Here is an 18,753-nt window from a genome sequence, read left to right as displayed (position 1 = left end):
CGTCGTTCCGGCGGCTTTTTGTAACCGCGGCGAACAGTCGTGTATCGGTGCACGATGACAGCCGCTCCAGACGTCGACGCGCTCCTCTCGCGGATGTCTCTCGACGCGAAAGTCGCACAGCTCGGGACCGTCCGAATCGGTGCGCTGCTCGAGGACGGCTCGTTCTCACCCGAGCACGCGGCGCGGACGATCCCCCACGGTGTCGGTCGGGTGACGCGCGTCGGCCGCGAGAGCGGCCTCGACCCCGAGCCTCTCTCGCGCGCGATCGCCGACATCCAGGCGTTCCTCCGCACGGAGACGGCCCACGGTATCCCCGCGTTCGTCCGCGAGGAGAGCCTCTGTGGGTACGCGGGTCGACGGGGTGCGACGATGCCACAGGCAATCGGGATGGCCAGCAGTTGGGACCCGGGCCTGGTGTGTGAGAGTGCCCGGGCAGTGGCCAACCAGTTGCGTGCGGTCGGCTGTCAGGTGACACTCTCGCCGGTGGCCGACCTCGGGGTCGAACCGCGATGGGGGCGTACCGAGGAGACGTTCGGTGAAGATCCCGCGCTGGCCGCGCGTCTGACTCGCGCCGTCGTCGAGGGACTGGCGGCGGGCGGTGTCGACGCCACACTCAAGCACTTCGTCGGGCACGGACGGCCGGCGGGTGGGAGAAACCGTGCGCGTCCGACCGCCTCGTTGCGCGAGATGCGCGACGCCGACCTCGTCCCGTTCCGCGTCGGCGTGGACGCGGGCGCACCGTCCGTCATGGCCGCGTACAACACGGTCGACGGCGTTCCCTGCCACGCCTCCGAACCGCTCCTGACCGGTGTCCTTCGTGAGGAGTGGGGGTTCGAGGGGACCGTCGTCTCCGACGGTCGTGGGATCGAGATGCTCGCCGACGACTACGGGGTCACTGCGGACCGACAGGCCGCTGGCGTGCTGGCCCTCGAATCCGGCGTCGACGTCGAACTCCCCGAGACCGAGTGCTTCGGCGACCGCCTCGTCGCGGCCGTTCGCGAGGGACAGGTCGCAGAGGCCGTCGTCGACCGGGCGGTTCGACGTCACCTCCGGCAGAAGATCGACGCAGGGGTGTTCGACGATGCCGCCCCCGACGAGCCCACCGCTGCGACGGCGTTCCAAACCGACGAAGTCCGCACGCTCACCCGCCGTGCCGCACGACGCTCGCAGGTCCTGCTCACGAACGACGGTGTCCTCCCCCTGTCGGGCACGGCGTCGGTCGCCGTCGTCGGGCCGAACGCCGACACGCCGCGCACCCTGCTCGGAAACTACTCGTACGCGGGCGCCGAGAACGCCCACGGCGGCATCGAGGTCGTGACGCCGGTCGACGGGCTCCGGGGCCGGGTCGCGGACTGCACGCACGAGCGCGGCTGTGGGGTCCGTCCGGACGCTCCCAGCGACGTCGGTGCGGCTGTCGCCGCCGCCGCGGCCGCCGACGTGGCCGTCGCCTGCGTGGGCGGACAGTCCGGTATCGACGTCGAACGCGACTCGCCCGGCACTGCCGGCGAGGCGCTCGACCGGGCAAGCCTCCGACTTCCGGGCCGCCAGCGCGAACTCGTCCGCCGGGTCGCGGCGACGGAGACGCCGCTCGTCGTCGTCCTCGTCAACGGTCGTCCGCTGGCGGTTCCCGAGGTGAGCGAACGAGCCGACGCCCTTCTCGAGGCGTGGCTCCCGGGGCAGTCCGGTGGCGACGCCATCGCCGACGTCCTCCTGGGGGCCGACCCTGGCGGCCGTCTCCCGGTGTCGCTTCCGCGCTCTGTCGGCCAGCTCCCGATCGCGTACCGGCAGGACGCGGTTTCCACCGGCGACTACGTCTTCTCCGACGGGAGCCCGCTGTTCCCCTTCGGCCACGGCGAGAGCTACGCCGACGTCGCGTACAGCGCTCCCGTCGTCGACCCCGGTCGTGTTTCGACGGCCGGCGAGACGTCCGTGAGCGTCACGGTGACGAACGTCACGGACCGTCCCGGCACCGAGGTCGTCCAGCTCTACGCGCGGGCCCCGTCGACCAGCGTCGTCCGTCCGGTCCGGGAACTCGTCGGCTTCCAGCGTCTCGACCTCGCGGCCGGCGAGCGCGCGACGGTCCACTTCGACCTGTCCGTCGAGACGCTCGCCGCACACGACGCGACCGGACGGCTGGTCGTCGAACCCGGGACGGTCGACCTCGCCGTCGGTCGGTCGGCGACGGACCACCGAGCGACGCGGTCACTCGTCGTCACGGGCGATCGCCAGCCGGTGGAACGCCGTCGACCCCTGGCCGTCACGCGCGTCGAGTGACCGTCCACCACAATCTTTAACCCGATATTTGCTGACGGCACAGACGATGACGCGAGACGACCAACCGGACTACCGTATCCCACAAGGCGGCGGCGTGCCCTGGCGGGACATGGGGATGGACGAGACGCACCGTCCTCCCGAGCGCGACGTGGAGATCACCGACATCGAGACGATGGCCATCGCGGGCAACTTCACCTGGGGTATCGTCAAGGTCGAGACCGACGCCGGCGTCTACGGCCTGGGTGAGACGTTCCGTGCGGAGGCCGCACTCGACATGGCCGGGCGGATGGACGTCGACCTCGAGGGCGAGAACCCTCTCGACACCCATCGGATGCGGGAACTGCTCGAACAGCGCTACACGGGCACCGGCCGTATCGGCCAGGCCGCGTTCACGGCCATCGAGACCGCCTGTTACGACATCAAGGGCAAACTGTTCGACGTCCCCGTCTACGAACTGCTCGGTGGGAAGTACCGCGACGAGATCAAGATCTACTGTGACACCCACGGCGGCGAGTCGCTGGGCGAGGCCCGAGCCCACGACCCGAGGGACGTCTACACGCCCGAGGGGTACGCTCGTGCCGCGCGCGACGTCGTCGACGAGGGGTTCGAGGCGCTGAAGTTCGACCTCGACGTGCCGACCCACGCCGAGTACGACGAGGCCAATCGCCGGATGGACAACGAGGCCCTCGAACACAAGGTCGCCCTCGTCGAGGCCGTCCGCGACGAGATCGGTTACGACGTCGACCTCGGGATGGATCTCCACTGGAACTTCACCACGGAGACGGCCATCCGACTGGGCAAGAAACTCGAACGGTTCGACCTCGCGTGGCTCGAAGACCCGGTTCCGCCGGAGAAGACCGACTCACAGCGCCGCGTCACCGAGGCGCTCGACACCCCGGTGCTCACCGGCGAGAACCTCGTGACCGTCGCTCAGTTCAACGACGCCGCCCGCGAGGGGATGATGGACATCGCTGCGCCCGACGTCAACAAGTGCGGTGGCCTCGGCGAGTACGTCGACATCGCCACCGTCTGTGACCTCTACGGCATCCCCATCGCCTCGCACAACATCTCCAGCCCGCTCGGCACCATCGCCGGCGCGCACGTCTCGGCGGCGATCCCGAACTTCCTCTGCATGGAGTGGCACTCCCGGGACGTCCCGTGGTGGAACGACATGTGCGAGCGCGTCGACGGCTCCGGCCCCATCCTCGAAGACGGCTACATCGACGTGCCCGAGGGTCCCGGTCTCGGCGTCGAGCTGAACCGTGACCTCTGTGAGGAGTACCTCGTCGACGGCTACGACCTCGTCGTCTGAACGCCCCACTCGCCTTTCACACCATGTCAGAGTACACGGTCGTCGTCACCGACCACGACTTCACGGACCTGTCTATCGAACGCGACGGCCTCGCCGACGTGGCCGAGGTCGTCGAACTCACGAGCGACGTCGGCGAGGAGACCGCCGACGCCCACGACCGGCTGTCCGAGGCCGACGCCGTCATCAACCTCAGATACGACCTCGACGCCGACGCGATCGCGGCGCTGGACGAGTGCCGGGTCGTCGCACGGTACGGCATCGGCGTCGACAACATCGCCGTCGACGCGGCCACCGAGCGCGGAATCCCCGTCACGAACGTGCCCGACTACTGTCTGGAGGAGGTGTCGATCCACGCGCTGACGCTGTATCTCGCGCTCGCACGCGGGCTCAAGAGCTACGACGCCGACGTGGCCGACGGCGGCTGGGACCGCGACGTCGCCGCGCCCATTCACCGGCTGTCGACGCGGACGGTCGGCGTCGTCGGCTACGGCGCGATCGGCCGCGCCGTCGGCGAACGGGCGGCCGCCCTCGGCGCGGACGTCGTCGCCAGCGACCCCTTCCTCACCGCGGACGACGTCGCTGACGACCCCGCCGAACTCGTCGAGTTCGCGGCCCTGCTCGAACAGTCCGACGTCGTCACCGTCCACTCACCGCTCACGCCGGAGACGCGCGAACTGTTCGACGCGGACGCGTTCTCCCGGATGAACGAGGACGCCTACTTCGTCAACGTCGCCCGGGGGCCGATCGTCGACGGGGACGCACTGCTCGCCGCGGTCGACGACGGCGAGATCGCCGGTGCCGGGCTCGACGTCTTCCCCGAAGAACCGCCCGCGGCCGACGATCCCCTGCGTGACCATCCGAAGGTCATCACGACGCCCCACGTCGCGTGGTACAGCGAGGAAGCCAACGACCAGCGCCGTGAGACGGTGACCGCGATCGTCCGGTCCGCGCTGACGGGCGGTGACATCGAGAACGTCGTCAACGACGTGTAGACCCCGTCGCTCCGTCGCGACCCGTGGTCTGTTTTTCCGAATCGGACGAGTCACCCGGACGTGCAGCGGCAGTGACGCGGATTCGAGAACACGAGACGAGCGACGAAGACGCCCGAGAACGAGAACACGAGACGTGAGAGACGACGCCCGAAGAACGGGCGAGTCGCCCGAATCAGGCCTTGCCAGTGCCGGCCGTCAGTCCCTCGACGACCTTCCGCTGGAAGAACAGCATGAACGCCATCAGCGGGATGATGGACATGATGACACCGGCGGCGATGGTGCCCCACGGCGTCTGGAACTGCCCGCCGAACTGCGCGATCCCGACGGTGATGGTCTTCATGCTGTCGTTGGTCATGAACGTCAGCGCGAAGAGGAACTCGTTCCACGCGAAGATGAAGACGATGATGAACGTCGTCGCCATCGCCGGCATCGACACCGGCAGGATGATCCGGAAGAGGACGCCGATACGGGAGAGTCCGTCCATGAGCGCCGCTTCCTCGAGCGAGTCCGGGAGCTCCTTGAAGTACGCCTGGAAGATCCAGACGGCGAGGGGGAGCTGGAAGGCGGCGTAGGGGATGATGAGCCCCAGATAGCTGTTGAGCATCCCGAACTCCCGTGCCAGCTTGAACAGCGGGATGAGCCGCGAGAAGAAGGGCAGGGTCGCGGTCCCGAGGATGAGCATCAGGACCGGCAGTTTGAACCGGAACTTGAGCCGGGACAGCGAGTAGCCCGCGAGGGCGCCGAGGAACACGTCGAGGATGGCCGTCCCGCTCGCGACGACGGCGCTGTTGAACAGGAATCGCGGGAACCGTGCTTCCTGGAGCGCGACGACGTAGTTCTGTAGCGTCGGTTCCTTCGGGATGTAGCTCACCGGGAAGTCGATGACGTTGTTGGGCTGTTTCAGCGACGTGATCAGCATCCAGATCACCGGGAACAGGGAGATGAGCACGAGCAGGAGGACGCTCCCGTAGAAGCCCACACGCATCCCGACCTGCTGGAAGCCTCGGAACCCGTTGTCGGCCTCGGTACGGGTCGCCATCTCAGCTCACCTCCGGCTCGTAGAGCGTGCCGACGTAGATCAGCGAGATCACCAGTGCCAGCAGGGTGATGATCGTCGCCGCGGCGGCCCCGCGACCGAACGAGAGGTTCGTGAAGGTCAGCCTGTGGCTGAAGAGGACGAGTGTCGTCGTCGCCTCCGCCGGGCCGCCGCCGGTGAGGCCGAACGGGAGACCGAACGCCTGGAACGCCGGGAGCGTCCGGAAGATGAGCGCGACCAGGATCGTCGGCTTCAGCAGCGGCAGCGTGATGTCCTTGAACTGCAAGAGCCTCGACGCGCCGTCCATCTCCGCCGCCTCGTAGAGGTGGTCCGGAATGGACTGGAGCCCCGCCAGGAGGATGAGCGCCATGAACGAACTCGTCTTCCAGATCGTCACGAAGATCATCGCCGGCAGTGCCACGTCGGGTATCGAGAGGAACGGGAACGGCTCCTGGAGGATACCGACTCTGATGAGCATGTCGTTGATGACGCCGAACTCACCGTGGTAGAGCCACGCCCAGATCTTCGCGTTGATGATCGTCGGGAGCGCCCAGGGGAAGACGATCGCGGCCTGTGCGAAGTACTTCCCCTTGAACTCCCGGTCGAGCAGGAGCGCCAGTCCCAGCCCGATGACCAGTTCGATGGGGACGCTGACGAACGTGTAGATGAGGGTCACGGAGAGTGCGTTCCAGAAGGCCTCGCTGTTGAACAGCCACCGGTAGTGTTCGAGGCCGACGAACTCCCGCGGGTTTATCTCCAGCACGTAGCCGGTGTGGAGGCTCGCGACGAACGTATCCGCGATCGGAAAAAACGAGATCGTCAACAAGAACACCAGCACCGGTGTCAACAGCACCGACGCGAGTTCTTCTTCGGTCAGTCGCAGTTCACGGTACCGCCTGAGACGACCCTTGAGGCCGGTGGCTACCCCACCGGCGTCGATCGTCCTGTCGCCCGCTGGTTCCACTGATTCTGCCATCTGTACTCATCGACCATCATGATAGCAGTCTTATTAAAATTACGGACGTGCGCGTCATAGGTAGCAGTGGTTTTATCCGGATGGTCCGCGGACGTGCTGTCGTTCACGAATGAAAAAGCGCCCACTCACCTGGCTACGCGACGGTGCCCCGACGGAACAGCTCCGCCGACAGTGGACGACGCTCGACCGCGGCTGGAAAGCCGCGGTCCTCGGTGTCCTCATCGTCGTGGTCCACCTCCTGTGACGATGGTGGGGCTGGTCGGCTCGCTCCGAAGCGTAGTGCCGGGACTCGCGGTGCTCGTCGGACTCGCCGTCGTCGCGCGAGTCGTCGGTGGCGCCGTCCCGGCAGTCAGTCCACTCATCCTCGCGATCGCACTCGGGGTGGCGCTCGCCAACACCGTCGGCCTCCCGGCGGTGGCGGTTCCCGGTGCGAACCGTCACAAACTCCTCCTGGAGACGGCGATCGTCCTGCTCGGCGCACAGTTGACGTTCGGCGAACTCCTCGACGCCGGGGGGACGCTCGTACTGCTCGCCGTCGTCGCGGTCGTCTTCAGCGTCCTGTATCTGGAACTGCTGGCGCGGTTCGTCTTCGACATCGGCCGCGGGGCGCGTGCGGTTCTCGCGGCAGGCGCCAGTGTCTGTGGCGTCTCGGCCGTCCTCGCGGTGGCCGGGAGTGTCGACGTCGAGGAGGCGGCCGTGACCTACGCCGTCGCGACGATCCTGCTGTTCGACGCCGTCACGCTGGTCGCGTTCCCCGCCGTGGCTCCACTGCTCGAACTCTCGGGCCGGCAGTTCGGTGTCTGGGCGGGGCTGAGTCTGTTCAGCACCGGACCGACGGCTGCCGTCGGCTTCGCCGTCTCGGAGACTGCCGGGCGGTGGGCGACGCTGACGAAACTCGTCCGCAACTCGTTCATCGGTGTGCTCGCGATCGCCTACGCCCTGCAGCACGCGACGGCACGCACCGATCGCGTCTCGGCGACGGAGGTCTGGACCCGGTTTCCCAAGTTCTTGCTCGGCTTCCTCGCCGTCCTCGTCGTCGCCAATCTCGGGCTCCTCTCGTCGGCGGCAACGGCCTCGATCGAACGCACGACCGACTGGCTGTTCACCGTCGCGTTCGTCGGACTCGGATTCGACATCGAGTTCCGCCGCCTTCGGTCGGCTGGCCTCCGCCCCGTCGCACTCGTCCTCGTCCACCTGCTGACGCTCAGTCTGCTGACGTACGGAGCCGTCCGCCTCCTCCTCTGACCGACGGCCGTGGTCTCCCGCCGGCGGAACACATTAATATCGGGAGTGTGTTCGTGAGTTCTGTATGGCCGACAGATACCTACAGGTCGTCGAACCGACGGACAACGTCGCGACGGCACTCCGTGAACTCGACGCAGGCGAGACAGTCACGGTCGCCGTCGGTGACGAGGAACGAACAGTCGAAGTACGAGAAGACGTCGTCTTCGGACACAAGATCGCTATCGAGGACCTCTCGGCGGGCGATACGATCGTGAAGTACGGCAAGAGCATCGGGAACGCCACCGAGGACATCCCGGCCGGGACGTGGGTCCACGTCCAGAACGTCGAATCGAACTACGGACGCGGTGACCTCGCCAGTGAGGGTCAGACAGCGGCGGCCAGTGAGTGAGACAATGAGCGAATTCCTTGGCTACGAACGCGACGACGGGAGTGTCGGCATCCGAAACCACGTGGCGATCATCTCGACGGCGCCCTACGCCAACGACACGGTTGAGCGCGCCGCCGATATCATCGAGGGCGCAGTCCCGATCACCCATCCACTGGGACGCTGTCAGACGAAGCCGGACGTGTTCCAGACCTACCGGACGCTGTTGGGCTACGGGACGCATCCGAACGTCTACGGGGCGGTCGTCGTCGCCCACGCGGGCGAGATCGTCGACGGTGACGAACTCGCGGGCGACATCGCCGAGACCGGTCGGCCGAGCGACTCGGTCAACATCCACGGCGAGAAGGGCGTCATGAACGCGTTGAAGCGGACGGTCAACTCCGCGCGCGACATCGTCCAGGAAGCCAGCGCCCAGCGTCGGGTGCCCGCGGACATGTCGAACCTCACCTTCGGTATCAACTGTGCCACGTCGGACACGACGAGTGGTCTCTGTCAGCACAAGGCGACGGCACGAGCGGTCTGGCGGCTCATCGACGACTACGGCGGCCGTGGCTGTTTCGCCGAGACGCCGGAGTTCTTCGGCGGCGAGAAAGAGCTCTCCGAGCGCGCGGTCAACGACGACGTTCGCGACGCGATCCTCGAACGCGTCGACAACTGGGACAAACGCCTGCAGGCGACTGGATACGACGTGCGTGGGGCACAGCCGACGCCGGACAACATGGACGGCGGGCTGACCACCATCGAGGAGAAGTCGCTCGGTGCGCTCGTCAAATCCGGCGACGGCCCGATTCAGGACATCATCGACTACGGCGCGAAGATCCCCGGCGACCCGGGGATGTACATCATGGACACGCCGGGCCACGGTGCCGAGTCCGTGACCGGGATCGGCGCGGGCGGCGCGCACTTCATGGTCATCTCGACCGGTCAGGGCCACACGCTCTCGAACGCGATCATGCCGACGATCAAGATCACGGGCAACCCCGGCAGCGCCGAGCGGGTCCCCGAACAGACCGACGTCGACGTCAGCGAGGCGCTCGTCGGCGACGAGTCGTTCGACTGGGCCGGCGACCAGCTCTGGGACGAGATCGAGGAGGTAATCAACGGCAAGGTGACGATGAGCGAGGCGATGGGCGAGAGCCAGTTCGCCATCCACCGTATCGGTCCGTCGACGTAAGATGGAGGTCGATCGGCAACGTGCGGTCGAGGTCGCCACCGACGCCTTCCACGCACACGGTATCACCGAGGCGGACGCCGTTCGGACGGCCGAGGTGCTGGTGAGTGCGGATGCGAGGGGGAAACGGTCCCACGGCCTGCTCAGACTCCCCCGGTTCGTTCGGGGCATCGAACACGGCAACGTCGACCCCGACGGGACCATCTCGGTCGAGAGCGAGCGCGGTGGTGCGGTCGCCCTCGACGGCGGTTCGCGCCTCGGACCGGTCGTCGCCAGCACTGCGGCAGCCGAGGCGATGGACCGGGCCGACGACTACGGCGTCGGTGCGGTCGGTGTTCACGACTCGAACCACCTCGGGATGCTGGGCTACTACACCGACCAGTTGCAACGCGAGGGATACGTCGGCATCGCGATGACGAACACCGAGCCGGCGATGCCGCCTTACGGCGGGGCCGAACCGGTGCTGGGGACGAACCCCATCGCCATCGGCCTCCCGACCGACCCGGTGTTCAATCTCGACATGTCGACGTCGGCGATCGCACGGGGGACCGTCCTCCACGAGAAGGAGACGGGGGGGGAACTCCCCGAGGGTGTCGCGCTCGACGCCGACGGCCAGCCGACGACGGATCCGGCGGCCGCACTCGAGGGGACGATACTCCCCTTCGGTGGGACGAAGGGGTCGGGTCTCGCCATCGCGGTCGAGGTGGTGGCCGGCGGTCTCGTCGGCGCGTCGATGGGCGAGGACGTCACCGGGACGTACCACACGGAAGATCCCTGCACGAAGGGCGACCTGTTCCTCGCTATCGACCCCGACGCGCTGGGCGTCCCCGACTTCGCCGAGCGAGCAAGTCGGTTCCTCACGAGCCTCACGAGCGGCGACCCGGCCGCCCACGTCGACGAGATCCGGCTCCCCGGCCAGCGCTCGGTCGCGCGGGACCGGAGCGCGACGACTGTCGAGGTGGAGGACGAACTCTGGGCCGACGTCCGGGCTCTCGCCGCGGGCGACTGAGCGGCACGTTTCTTCCGTTCGGTTTTTATCATCATCAACAGCAACAATTATTACATCCCGTTCTGAACATGACTGTGTATGTCAGACGGTAGTCTTGACCAACGGCGGCGTAAGATACTGAAAGGACTGGCAGGTGGCAGTGTCGCACTGCTTGCCGGTTGTACCGGAGACGGCGGTGGTGGAGGAGGCGGTGATGGTGGCGACGGTGACGGCGGCGGCAGCAATGGTGGCGACGGTGGCGGTGGGGGCAGCAGCGGTGGCGACGGTGGCGGTGGCGGCGGCGATTCGAGCGTCCGTTTCGTCCACATCTCGTCGTTCGACGCCGACGCCTCCGCGATCAAGCCGATGTTCGACGAGGACCACGACGGCATCACGCTGGACGCGACGGCGACGACCGCCGAGTCCTCGACGACGCGGGAGTTCTACATCAACCAGTTCGTCTCACAGTCGTCTGACTTCGACGTCGGGATGATGGACGTCATCTGGCCCGGCGAGTTCGTCGGTAACGACTGGGCTGCACCGGTCGAGGACACACAGGGTGTGACGGACTCGATGCTCCAGACGCCGGTCGATGCCGTCACGCTCGACGGCGAGCTCTACGGTATCCCCATGTTCACGGACGCGAACGCGTTCTACTACCGGAGCGACAAGCTCGAAGAGTACGGCTTCGAGCCACCGGAAACCTACAGCGAGGTCGTCACCCAGGCACAGGAGATCCTGGAACAGGACGACGAGATCCAGAACGGCTACATCTGGCAGGGTGGTGCCAACGAGGGGCTCACCATCATGTGGCTCAACTGGCTCTGGGGTTACGGAGGGACCGTCTGGCGGGACGACCAGTCGCGGCTGAAGGTCAACAGCGAGAACGGTATCGAGGCGCTGAGCCACGCCGTCGACCTCATCCACGAACACGAGATCACTCCGCGGTCGATCCCCTCCAGCGGGACCGACGGGAACCGCCAGACGTTCCAGCAGGGGAAGACACTGTTCATGCGGCAGTGGCCCTACGCGGTGGGAATCTACCGCGACGACACGGCCGTCACGGGCAAGTTCGACGTGACGACGATGCCGAAAGCCGAGGGCAACCCGGACGCGAAGAACTCCTGTCTCGGCGGCTGGAGCGTCTTCATCAACAGCTTCTCCGACAACAAGGACGCGGCGACCGAGTTCGCCAACTTCGTCGGGACCAAGCCGGTCCAGGAGACGCTCGCGCTGGAGTTCAATCGGCTGCCGGTGCGTGAGGACCTCTACACCGAAGAGTTCTTCGAGCAGGCACCGACGCTCGAAACCTTCGCCGAGGCGCTCCAGCAGACGACCGCGCGTCCCGCGACGCCCAAGTACACCACGTTCTCGGAGATCGTCTACACCGAGGCGAACAAGGCACTCGTTCAGGACAAGACGCCGGAGAAAGCACTCAACGACGCGCAGGAACAGATAGACAGCGAGATCAACAACGCCTGACTCGTCGGGAGCTGTCGCCCGTCCCGTTCACACCGTTCGTTTCCACACTGGGTCACTTCGACAGCCAACGCCCGCGTTCGGTACCGAACGACGCCGAGAACGTGAGGAGAGTTACCGCCCGACGACCCGCGCTCGTGCGTCCACCCGTTCGTAGCAGGCGGCCAACCGGTCGCGCTCCGGGGCAGTCAGTTCCGGAAGCGGTGGCAGCGTCCCACCGACGTCGCGTCCGTCGAGCGAGAGCAGGAACTTGAGCGCCGCTGCCGTGGGCACGTCGCTCGTCGCCGTGACGACTGGCATGACGATCTCTCGGAAGAGCCGTCGTGCCTCGGCGAGTCGACCCGCGCGGTGTTCTTCGTAGAGCAGTGCCATCGCCTCCGGGAAGACGTTCGCCGGGCCGGCGATGAGGCCGTCGGTACCGACGTCGAGCGACGCCGTCGCCAGTTCGGTCGCGCCCTGGAACACGGTGAACTCCTCGGGAGTCTCCTCGATGAGTCGACTGTGGTACGTGAGGCTCCCCGACGTGTCTTTCAGGCCGATGATCCGCTCGTGGTTCGCGAGCGAGCGGGAGGTCTCGATGTCGATCGAGTGGCTGGTCAACGAGGGGATATTGTACATGAGGACCGGAAGGCTCGCCTCGTCGGCGACCGCCCTGAAGAACCGTTCCAGCCCTGCCTGTCTCGTCCCCAGGTAGTACGGTGTGACGACGACCGCCGCGTCGGCGCCGGCCGCAGCAGCGACGTCGATCTTCGCGACCGTGTCGCTGACGCTCGTGTCACAGCAGCCGGCGAGGACGGTGGCGTCGTCCCCAGCCGCTCGTGTGACGGTCTCTATCGCCCGTCTGTTCTCCTCGTCGGTCAGACTCGGAAACTCTCCAATCGAACTGGCCGGAAAGAATCCATGGACACCGGCGTCGGCGAGTGACTCCGTGAACCGTTCGAGCGCCTCCGTGTCGACGGCTCGATCGTCACCGATAGGTGTGACCATGGGAACGATTGTTCCCATCAATTGCATATCTACCGACTGGACAACCAGTAAGTTATAATTTTGGATGCCCTCCGTCCGAATCGGTCGCTCCGACCGATGCGCCCGCCTCGTCCCTCCGCCGAATTCGGGGCGTGCACGCGCCGACTCCGAAGGTCGTTGAAGCCCCCGCGTTCCCACCAAGTGAGCGTGGGTCGCCTGCTATCCTGAACGGGTCGCAGGGACGCTGCAAAACACTTATTGGCGAGATGGCTGACGCGTCGTGTATGAGTCTCGAAGCAGCGAGCCGTCTCGACAAAGACATGTTCATCGACGGCGTGTGGGTCGACGCCGACGATCGAACCCACGTTATTCACCCGTACGACGGCGAACTCGTCGGCTCGGTCCCGCTGGCGAGCGAGGCACAGGTCACGGAAGCGGTCGACGCGGCCGAGGCGGCCTTCGAGGCCTCGGACCTGACGGCGTACCAGCGCTCCGAACTCCTCTCGGCGACGGCCCACCTCGTCGAGGCGCGTGCCGACGACATCGCCCGCGTCCTCACCAGCGAGCAGGGGAAACCGATCAGCGAGGCCCGCGACGAGGTCGACCGTGCGGTACAGACGCTCGACCTCTCGGCGGAGCAGGCCAAACGGCTGTTCGGCGAGTACGTCCCGATGGACGCCCAGAAGGGGTTCGCCCGGGACCACTGTTTCACCCAACACGAACCGCTGGGCGTCGTCGCGGCCATCACACCGTTCAACTTCCCGCTGAACCTGATGGTCCACAAGGTCGGGCCAGCGCTCGCGGCCGGCAACGCCGTCGTCGGGAAGCCGGCGACGAACACGCCGCTGACCGCCATCGCCCTGTTCGAGTGTCTCGACGACGCGGCCGATGCGATAGACGCCGACGTTCCGGACGGCCTGGTCAACGTCGTCACCGGGTCGGGTTCGACCGTCGGCGACGTCGTCCTCGACCACGACGCGGTGGAGGCGATCTCGTTCACCGGTTCGACCCCCGTCGGGACGTATCTCGCCAACAACAGTGGCATGAAAGAGGTCACGCTGGAGCTCGGCGGCAACGACCCGACGATCGTCTGGAACGACACCGACGTCGAACAGGCCGCCGCGCAGGTCGTGGGTGGCGCGTGTTCGAACGCGGGCCAGGTGTGCAACAGCGTCGAGCGCGTCATCGTCGACGAGGCCGTCGAGGACGAACTCGTCGACGCGATGGTCGACGCCTGCGAGTCGCTCACCGTCGGGGACCCCTTCGAGGACGGAACCGACGTGGCCTCGATGGTCGACGACAGCCAGTTCGAGGACGTCGTCGACTGTTTCGAGGCGACCGTCGAGGCCGGCGCGACCGTCGAGTGTGGGGGGAACTACGGCGGCGACCTCGGTGAGCGGGTCTTCGAACCGACGGTCCTCTCGGGCGTCACTCCCGAGATGCCGGCCGCGAGCGACGAGACGTTCGGACCGCTGGTCCCGGTCATCTCGGTCGCGGACTTCGACGAGGCCATCGAGGAGGCGAACGACACGAACTACGGGCTGGCGGCTGGGGTCTTCACACAGGACATCGACCGAGCGAAACGTGCGGCGGACGAGATCGACGCCGGGGGCGTCCACATCAACACGGTCAGCGGGTTCCGTACCGACCACATGCCCTACGGCGGCTTCGAAGACTCCGGTGTGGGGAAAGAAGGTGTCAGGTACGCCATCGAGCACTTCTCACGCCAGAAGCTCGTCGGGTTCCACGAGGGATTCACCGCCTGAGCGCTGTCGGTACGCCAGGCACCGTCGGGGAGAGCGTGCGTCAGTCCGTGCGCGACGGCCGCTCGTCCGACCGAACCGGATCCGTCGACAGCCGGGTCGCTGCGGTTTCCACGAGCTCGACTGTCTCTCCGACCCGGTCGTCTCCCGCTCAGGACTCGACCGAGATCCAGCGGTCGATCTCGGCGGCCTCGTAGATGGCCTCCATCACTCTCATGTCGACCAGTCCGTGTGTCCCGTCGGGATGGATCGAGTCGGACCCACGGACTCGGTCGGCGAAGTAGTCGAACTCCTCTCGCATCTGGTCGACCGGTGTCAGCGTCACCGTGGCCCGACCGTCGCCCCGAGAGACGTGCAGTTGCCGGGCCTGGTCCTGAAAGAACGCCGGTTCGACCCGGACCTGTCCCTCCGTACCCGTGACGGTGATGCTCGACGACTGGCGTGCGTTGTGACTGGCGTAGCAGTTCGCGTACACCTCGTCGGGGAACTCGACCGAGAACGACACGGTCTCGTCGACCTCGTCGAACGCGTCGTGGCTGCTGGCTGTCTTTCCGGTAACCGCCACCGGGTCAGCGTCGAGCAGGAAGCGCGCGGTGTTCAGTGGATAGATCCCGATGTCGAACAGTGCGCCGCCACCAGCGAGGTCCTCGTCGAGGCGCCACTGGTCGGGGTCGGGGTTCACGCGATCCAACAGCCGCTGTGACATGTCGCCAGTGACCGACATCGGGTCGCCGATGTAGCCCGCCTCGACGAGTTCGCGCGCCCGACGGACCGCGGGTTCGGTGTGCATCCGGTAGGCGACCATCAGGTCGATCCCCGCCTCGACGGCGGCGTCGCGCAGTCGCCGGGCCCGGTCACTGTCGCGCTCCATCGGTTTCTCACAGAGCACGTCCTTTCCGTAGGTCGCGGCCGTCTCGACGTACGCCAGATGTAGCGCGTTGGGCGTGCAAACGTACACCGCATCGTAGGCGTCGGTGGCCACGCCGTCGTGGAACTCGTCGTAGGTGATGCCGTGGTCCGCCCCGGCCGTTTCGGCGGCGACGCGCTGGGCTTTCTCGGTCGAACTACTGACGAGCACTGTCGGCTCACACAGGTCGCTGTCGGTCAGTGCGGGGAGTGCCCGCCCTCGCGTGAACCAGCCCAACCCGATCACGGCGAACCGAACGCGGTCGACCGTGTCCGGGTCGACCGTCTGCCAGTCGCGCGCGCAGCTCTCTTCGAGGACGGCGTCCAGGTCCATAGCACCGACAACCGCCGCCGCGATAGTGAATGTTACCCCACGGTGACGCGAGGCATCCTGCTCTCACGAGCCGAGGCGTTCTGTTTCGACGACGTGACTTGCAGACAGTCGCTGACAGCCGATGTGGTCTGGAACGGTCACTGTCTCCACAGGCGTTGCTTCGGGCGATCCCGACCCGTAGCCTTTGAAACGCTTCACGGTTGATCGTGCCGCTCTGGCCGTTCTAGTGGATTTCTAGGGTGCTGCAACAATCGAGTGAGTGGTTGGCCTCCCATCCGTTCCGCTCTCTCGTCACCGGGATCTGCGTGGGAGTGGTGACTGTCTCCCATCGCTGTCTCTTGATCGTCTGTGTATTCGACTCACTGTTCGTGTCCTGTGTGTCGGCTTCGTTCCCGACCACAGTGGGCCGGGGGTGTCCGCCTCGCGATCCAGTACACCTAGTGCTCACGAAGGTGACTCGGTCCGAGCTGCTGGGTCGTCGACGACTGGTGCCGAGGAGTGCGGTTATCGACCCACGTGCGAACTAAAGTTATTGGATAAACGACGGTGAATCGAGGGCGCACTTCGGGTGGTCAGCGGTAGCAGACGAACACGGCCGCTCACACGCTCCGGAGGGGCCAGCAGACTGCCGCGCAGTGTGTGGGTTTTGCGCGGTCCTCTGGTTTGATTCGCACTGGTTCGGGTGAGCTATACGGACTGTGCTGGCGCCCACTCCCCGCCCCTTCCGAGTTCGTCGTGAAGCCCGTTTCGGTCTGCCGCGGGGTCGGCTTCGGAAGCCACTCGAAGCGTCCTCTCGGATCCACTTCCGTCTTCACCCCTTCGACTCGGGTGGTCAGTAGTGCTCACGAAGGTCTCTTCGCAGGAACTGCCGACGGGTGCCGGTGTCTCCACCTGGGCGTCGACTCCGGCTCACCCGGCAGCTGCTAGAAATTGATCCAACTCGTTTTATCGGACACCGACACGGGTCGGACGCAGCCGGTGGAACGAGTCACCCGTTATTGGGGTCCTCGTCGGCTATCCGTTCAATCGAGTGTGACGCTGATCCCAGTCTCGTGTCCAATGTTGTCTGTGACCGGACACCGCTCTTTGACGGCCGAGAGCCAGGCGTCGAGGTCAGCGTCACCCTCTGCCTCTACCGAGAGAGAGACGTCTAGCCCCTGCAAACCGGGACGGTCCTCGGAGTCCTTGCCCAGATACTTCGCGTAGTTCACATCCCCCTCGACGGTCGCCTCGAGTGACACGATGTCGATATCCATGTCGCGAGCGACCATCGTCCCGGTCGAGCTGAGACAGGCCAGGGCGGATCCGAGGAGATACTCGACCGGATTCACGTCGTGTCCGACGACGAACTCCCCGTCTTCGGTCGTCACTCGGGTCCGGTGCGGACTGACACGCGAAGCACTGACTTCGTAGTGGGTTAGCTTGGAGTCACCCATGCGCGTACTCCTCTGTCGAACGCAGTATAGTTTGGGACCGACCGATCCCCCTTCGCGCGAACCGCCCGGCGGGTACACCGGCCGCAAGAGTTGGATGTATCCACTGCGTTCGGTGTCCCGAGACCGTCGCCGGCGTCCACCTGCTAGTCGCCGAACCCACCTTTGTCGCTGTCGTGCCAGCACCCACCGCAACCGAACAGTTGCGCGCGACGCTGCTGCATACAGGGCGCGAATGCAGCACAGAGGGTTCTCCTAATCGGGACTGATTGGATCGTGGATACGGAGGAACAAGGTACCGCGCCGGTATTCGGTCTACCCGCACTATTTCACGAGCGGTTTGCTGGAGTACTTACTTGTTGTCCGTCTCCTCGGCATCGTTCAGTTCCCCGTGTTGGATCACGAATACCGGGCCCAGAAACTGCTTGGCGACCTGGTCTGCAGTCATCCCGAACAAGAAGGTCGTCACTGATGGATCGGATTCCCCCATGACGATTGTGTCATAGTTTTGAGAATCATCAACGATCATCTCTTGCGGAGTGCCCTCACGCGAGATTTGAATATCGATCGCGTCTGAGGAGACTCCCTCATCCGAGAGTCGAGTCGCAGCCCCATCAAGCAGTGTCTCGACGTCCGCGTCAGTTTCGTCCTCTTCAGCGACGTGATACAGTGTTACATTGACGTCGGTCGTCGCGAACAGCCCCGAAACTAAGCGGACAAACCGATCGATACCGACGATCCCGCGGATCGCGACGAGTACATTCTCCAGCGGTCTCGTTGCGTTTGGAATCAGTACCGCGAGACAGTCACGCTCGTCCGCTATCCGATCGATCGTTGTCTGCCCGTCGTGGGTGAACACGAGTTGGGATTCGACTGTCGCCCCCGCGTGTTCAAGTATCGACGTCAAATCGTTGAGACGGCGGGTGGCCTGGTCTTCGAACTGGGCTCGCGCCTGACCGGTCGCGGTCTGGTCTGGCACGACGTGGTAGCCAAGCAGGACGACATGGCCGTTCGTAAGGAGTTCGGGAACACCCTCCGGAATTGATTCTCCCTCGAGAACACGTAACGGAACCAAGATTCTGGGTCTGTCAGGCATTGTCTGAACTTTCCGTCGGATCTGACTGGATTGACTACAAACGTTAGTAGGCGCTGTCAATAAACGTATTGACCTGCCACGTGGTACGTTTGTCCAGACGAACGCAATCTAGATCTGACACATTTCTATGTAGAAGGTTGGCAGACGTACTTAACGGCTGATCGGGATATCCAGTTCGGAATGGAACTCGTCCACCGTGCTGAACGCAGCCTCTGTATCTCGCATGCACTATCTGACAGAGTTGGGGCAGATCGTGGCGACGGTGCTGAATACACGGCACGAGTCGGTCACGCGCGGGTGGTCTCGGTTGAGTCGATTGTGTCGCTCGATATAGTGTAGTCACCGACCAGCCTCGGGGGTGTTCGGGTGGAACGGAGATGCGATCCTCGAGCTGTAG

16 protein-coding genes are annotated in these 18,753 nt (G+C 65.5%); 10 read left to right on the top strand and 6 right to left on the bottom strand.

Going from position 1 to position 18,753, the window contains the following annotated elements:
* Nucleotides 1-54 precede the first annotated feature (54 nt).
* Genes FZP69_RS16500 through FZP69_RS16490 form a run of 3 tightly spaced genes read left to right on the top strand, consistent with a single transcriptional unit; the run spans nt 55 to nt 4,578 of the window.
* On the top strand, nt 55-2,274 hold the full coding sequence (locus FZP69_RS16500) for a glycoside hydrolase family 3 N-terminal domain-containing protein (protein ID WP_152042477.1): 2,220 nt from the start codon (nt 55-57) through the stop codon (nt 2,272-2,274).
* A 46-nt stretch (nt 2,275-2,320) separates the two neighbouring features.
* Nucleotides 2,321-3,586: a mandelate racemase/muconate lactonizing enzyme family protein gene (locus FZP69_RS16495; protein WP_152042476.1), complete on the top strand. Its 1,266-nt coding sequence runs from the start codon at nt 2,321-2,323 to the stop codon at nt 3,584-3,586.
* Between the two features lie 23 nt (nt 3,587-3,609).
* Complete coding sequence (locus FZP69_RS16490) at nt 3,610-4,578, top strand: C-terminal binding protein (protein WP_152042475.1); 969 nt, start codon at nt 3,610-3,612, stop codon at nt 4,576-4,578.
* 172 nt (nt 4,579-4,750) lie between these two features.
* Here the strand turns inward: FZP69_RS16490 and FZP69_RS16485 are convergent, their stop codons facing one another.
* Together FZP69_RS16485 and FZP69_RS16480 are read right to left on the bottom strand one after the other, a co-directional pair.
* Nucleotides 4,751-5,617, bottom strand: a complete 867-nt coding sequence (locus tag FZP69_RS16485) for a carbohydrate ABC transporter permease (RefSeq protein ID WP_152042474.1) — start codon at nt 5,615-5,617, stop codon at nt 4,751-4,753.
* A 1-nt stretch (nt 5,618) separates the two neighbouring features.
* Nucleotides 5,619-6,590 carry a carbohydrate ABC transporter permease gene (locus tag FZP69_RS16480; protein WP_152042473.1) on the bottom strand — a complete coding sequence of 324 codons (972 nt, stop codon included), beginning with the start codon at nt 6,588-6,590 and terminating at the stop codon, nt 5,619-5,621.
* 109 nt (nt 6,591-6,699) lie between these two features.
* Here FZP69_RS16480 and FZP69_RS23290 point away from each other — a divergent pair, with 109 nt between their 5' ends.
* From FZP69_RS23290 to FZP69_RS16450, 6 genes are all read left to right on the top strand, one after another.
* The gene (locus FZP69_RS23290) at nt 6,700-6,834 is read left to right on the top strand and encodes a hypothetical protein (RefSeq protein WP_275689372.1); all 135 of its coding nucleotides are present in this window, start codon (nt 6,700-6,702) and stop codon (nt 6,832-6,834) included.
* Between the two features lie 2 nt (nt 6,835-6,836).
* A complete protein-coding gene (locus FZP69_RS16475; protein ID WP_152043417.1) occupies nt 6,837-7,835 on the top strand; it encodes a YeiH family protein in 999 nt (332 codons plus the stop codon).
* Between the two features lie 64 nt (nt 7,836-7,899).
* On the top strand, nt 7,900-8,223 hold the full coding sequence (locus FZP69_RS16470) for a UxaA family hydrolase (RefSeq protein ID WP_152042472.1): 324 nt from the start codon (nt 7,900-7,902) through the stop codon (nt 8,221-8,223).
* A gap of 4 nt (nt 8,224-8,227) precedes the next feature.
* Nucleotides 8,228-9,394, top strand: a complete 1,167-nt coding sequence (locus FZP69_RS16465; protein WP_152042471.1) for a UxaA family hydrolase — start codon at nt 8,228-8,230, stop codon at nt 9,392-9,394.
* A gap of 1 nt (nt 9,395) precedes the next feature.
* Complete coding sequence (locus FZP69_RS16460; protein WP_152042470.1) at nt 9,396-10,400, top strand: Ldh family oxidoreductase; 1,005 nt, start codon at nt 9,396-9,398, stop codon at nt 10,398-10,400.
* Nucleotides 10,401-10,478: 78 nt separating this feature from the next.
* Nucleotides 10,479-11,861: an ABC transporter substrate-binding protein gene (locus FZP69_RS16450; protein WP_192918621.1), complete on the top strand. Its 1,383-nt coding sequence runs from the start codon at nt 10,479-10,481 to the stop codon at nt 11,859-11,861.
* A gap of 111 nt (nt 11,862-11,972) precedes the next feature.
* Here FZP69_RS16450 and FZP69_RS16445 read toward each other — a convergent pair whose 3' ends face one another.
* Nucleotides 11,973-12,863, bottom strand: coding sequence for a dihydrodipicolinate synthase family protein (locus FZP69_RS16445; protein WP_275689384.1), 891 nt, complete (start codon nt 12,861-12,863; stop codon nt 11,973-11,975).
* Between the two features lie 245 nt (nt 12,864-13,108).
* Between FZP69_RS16445 and FZP69_RS16440 the strand changes: the two genes are divergently transcribed.
* A complete protein-coding gene (locus FZP69_RS16440) occupies nt 13,109-14,590 on the top strand; it encodes an aldehyde dehydrogenase family protein (protein ID WP_192918619.1) in 1,482 nt (493 codons plus the stop codon).
* 148 nt (nt 14,591-14,738) lie between these two features.
* Here the strand turns inward: FZP69_RS16440 and gfo6 are convergent, their stop codons facing one another.
* The 3 genes from gfo6 to FZP69_RS16425 all read right to left on the bottom strand — a co-directional run bounded on the left by gfo6 (nt 14,739) and on the right by FZP69_RS16425 (nt 18,356).
* On the bottom strand, nt 14,739-15,827 hold the full coding sequence (gfo6, locus tag FZP69_RS16435) for a D-xylose 1-dehydrogenase Gfo6 (protein WP_152042466.1): 1,089 nt from the start codon (nt 15,825-15,827) through the stop codon (nt 14,739-14,741).
* 1,022 nt (nt 15,828-16,849) lie between these two features.
* On the bottom strand, nt 16,850-17,263 hold the full coding sequence (locus FZP69_RS16430; RefSeq protein ID WP_152042465.1) for an OsmC family protein: 414 nt from the start codon (nt 17,261-17,263) through the stop codon (nt 16,850-16,852).
* A 349-nt stretch (nt 17,264-17,612) separates the two neighbouring features.
* Nucleotides 17,613-18,356, bottom strand: coding sequence for a universal stress protein (locus tag FZP69_RS16425; protein WP_152042464.1), 744 nt, complete (start codon nt 18,354-18,356; stop codon nt 17,613-17,615).
* Nucleotides 18,357-18,753: the final 397 nt, after the last annotated feature.

It is taken from the genome of Salinigranum salinum (assembly GCF_009176545.1).
Classification (GTDB): Archaea; Halobacteriota; Halobacteria; order Halobacteriales; family Haloferacaceae; genus Salinigranum; species Salinigranum salinum.
This window is presented reverse-complemented; position numbering and strand designations above follow the sequence as displayed.

Bases quoted from the DNA above. Each gene is read 5' to 3' on its own strand.
- FZP69_RS16475 (WP_152043417.1), top strand. From the start codon at position 6,837: ATGGTGGGGCTGGTCGGCTCGCTCCGAAGCGTAGTGCCGGGACTCGCG.
- FZP69_RS16490 (WP_152042475.1), top strand. From the start codon at position 3,610: ATGTCAGAGTACACGGTCGTCGTCACCGACCACGACTTCACGGACCTG.
- FZP69_RS16495 (WP_152042476.1), top strand. From the start codon at position 2,321: ATGACGCGAGACGACCAACCGGACTACCGTATCCCACAAGGCGGCGGC.
- FZP69_RS16430 (WP_152042465.1), bottom strand. From the start codon at position 17,263: ATGGGTGACTCCAAGCTAACCCACTACGAAGTCAGTGCTTCGCGTGTC.
- FZP69_RS16465 (WP_152042471.1), top strand. From the start codon at position 8,228: ATGAGCGAATTCCTTGGCTACGAACGCGACGACGGGAGTGTCGGCATC.
- FZP69_RS16460 (WP_152042470.1), top strand. From the start codon at position 9,396: ATGGAGGTCGATCGGCAACGTGCGGTCGAGGTCGCCACCGACGCCTTC.
- FZP69_RS16445 (WP_275689384.1), bottom strand. From the start codon at position 12,863: ATGGGAACAATCGTTCCCATGGTCACACCTATCGGTGACGATCGAGCC.
- FZP69_RS23290 (WP_275689372.1), top strand. From the start codon at position 6,700: ATGAAAAAGCGCCCACTCACCTGGCTACGCGACGGTGCCCCGACGGAA.
- FZP69_RS16485 (WP_152042474.1), bottom strand. From the start codon at position 5,617: ATGGCGACCCGTACCGAGGCCGACAACGGGTTCCGAGGCTTCCAGCAG.
- FZP69_RS16470 (WP_152042472.1), top strand. From the start codon at position 7,900: ATGGCCGACAGATACCTACAGGTCGTCGAACCGACGGACAACGTCGCG.
- FZP69_RS16440 (WP_192918619.1), top strand. From the start codon at position 13,109: ATGAGTCTCGAAGCAGCGAGCCGTCTCGACAAAGACATGTTCATCGAC.
- gfo6 (WP_152042466.1), bottom strand. From the start codon at position 15,827: ATGGACCTGGACGCCGTCCTCGAAGAGAGCTGCGCGCGCGACTGGCAG.
- FZP69_RS16500 (WP_152042477.1), top strand. From the start codon at position 55: ATGACAGCCGCTCCAGACGTCGACGCGCTCCTCTCGCGGATGTCTCTC.
- FZP69_RS16450 (WP_192918621.1), top strand. From the start codon at position 10,479: ATGTCAGACGGTAGTCTTGACCAACGGCGGCGTAAGATACTGAAAGGA.
- FZP69_RS16480 (WP_152042473.1), bottom strand. From the start codon at position 6,590: ATGGCAGAATCAGTGGAACCAGCGGGCGACAGGACGATCGACGCCGGT.
- FZP69_RS16425 (WP_152042464.1), bottom strand. From the start codon at position 18,356: ATGCCTGACAGACCCAGAATCTTGGTTCCGTTACGTGTTCTCGAGGGA.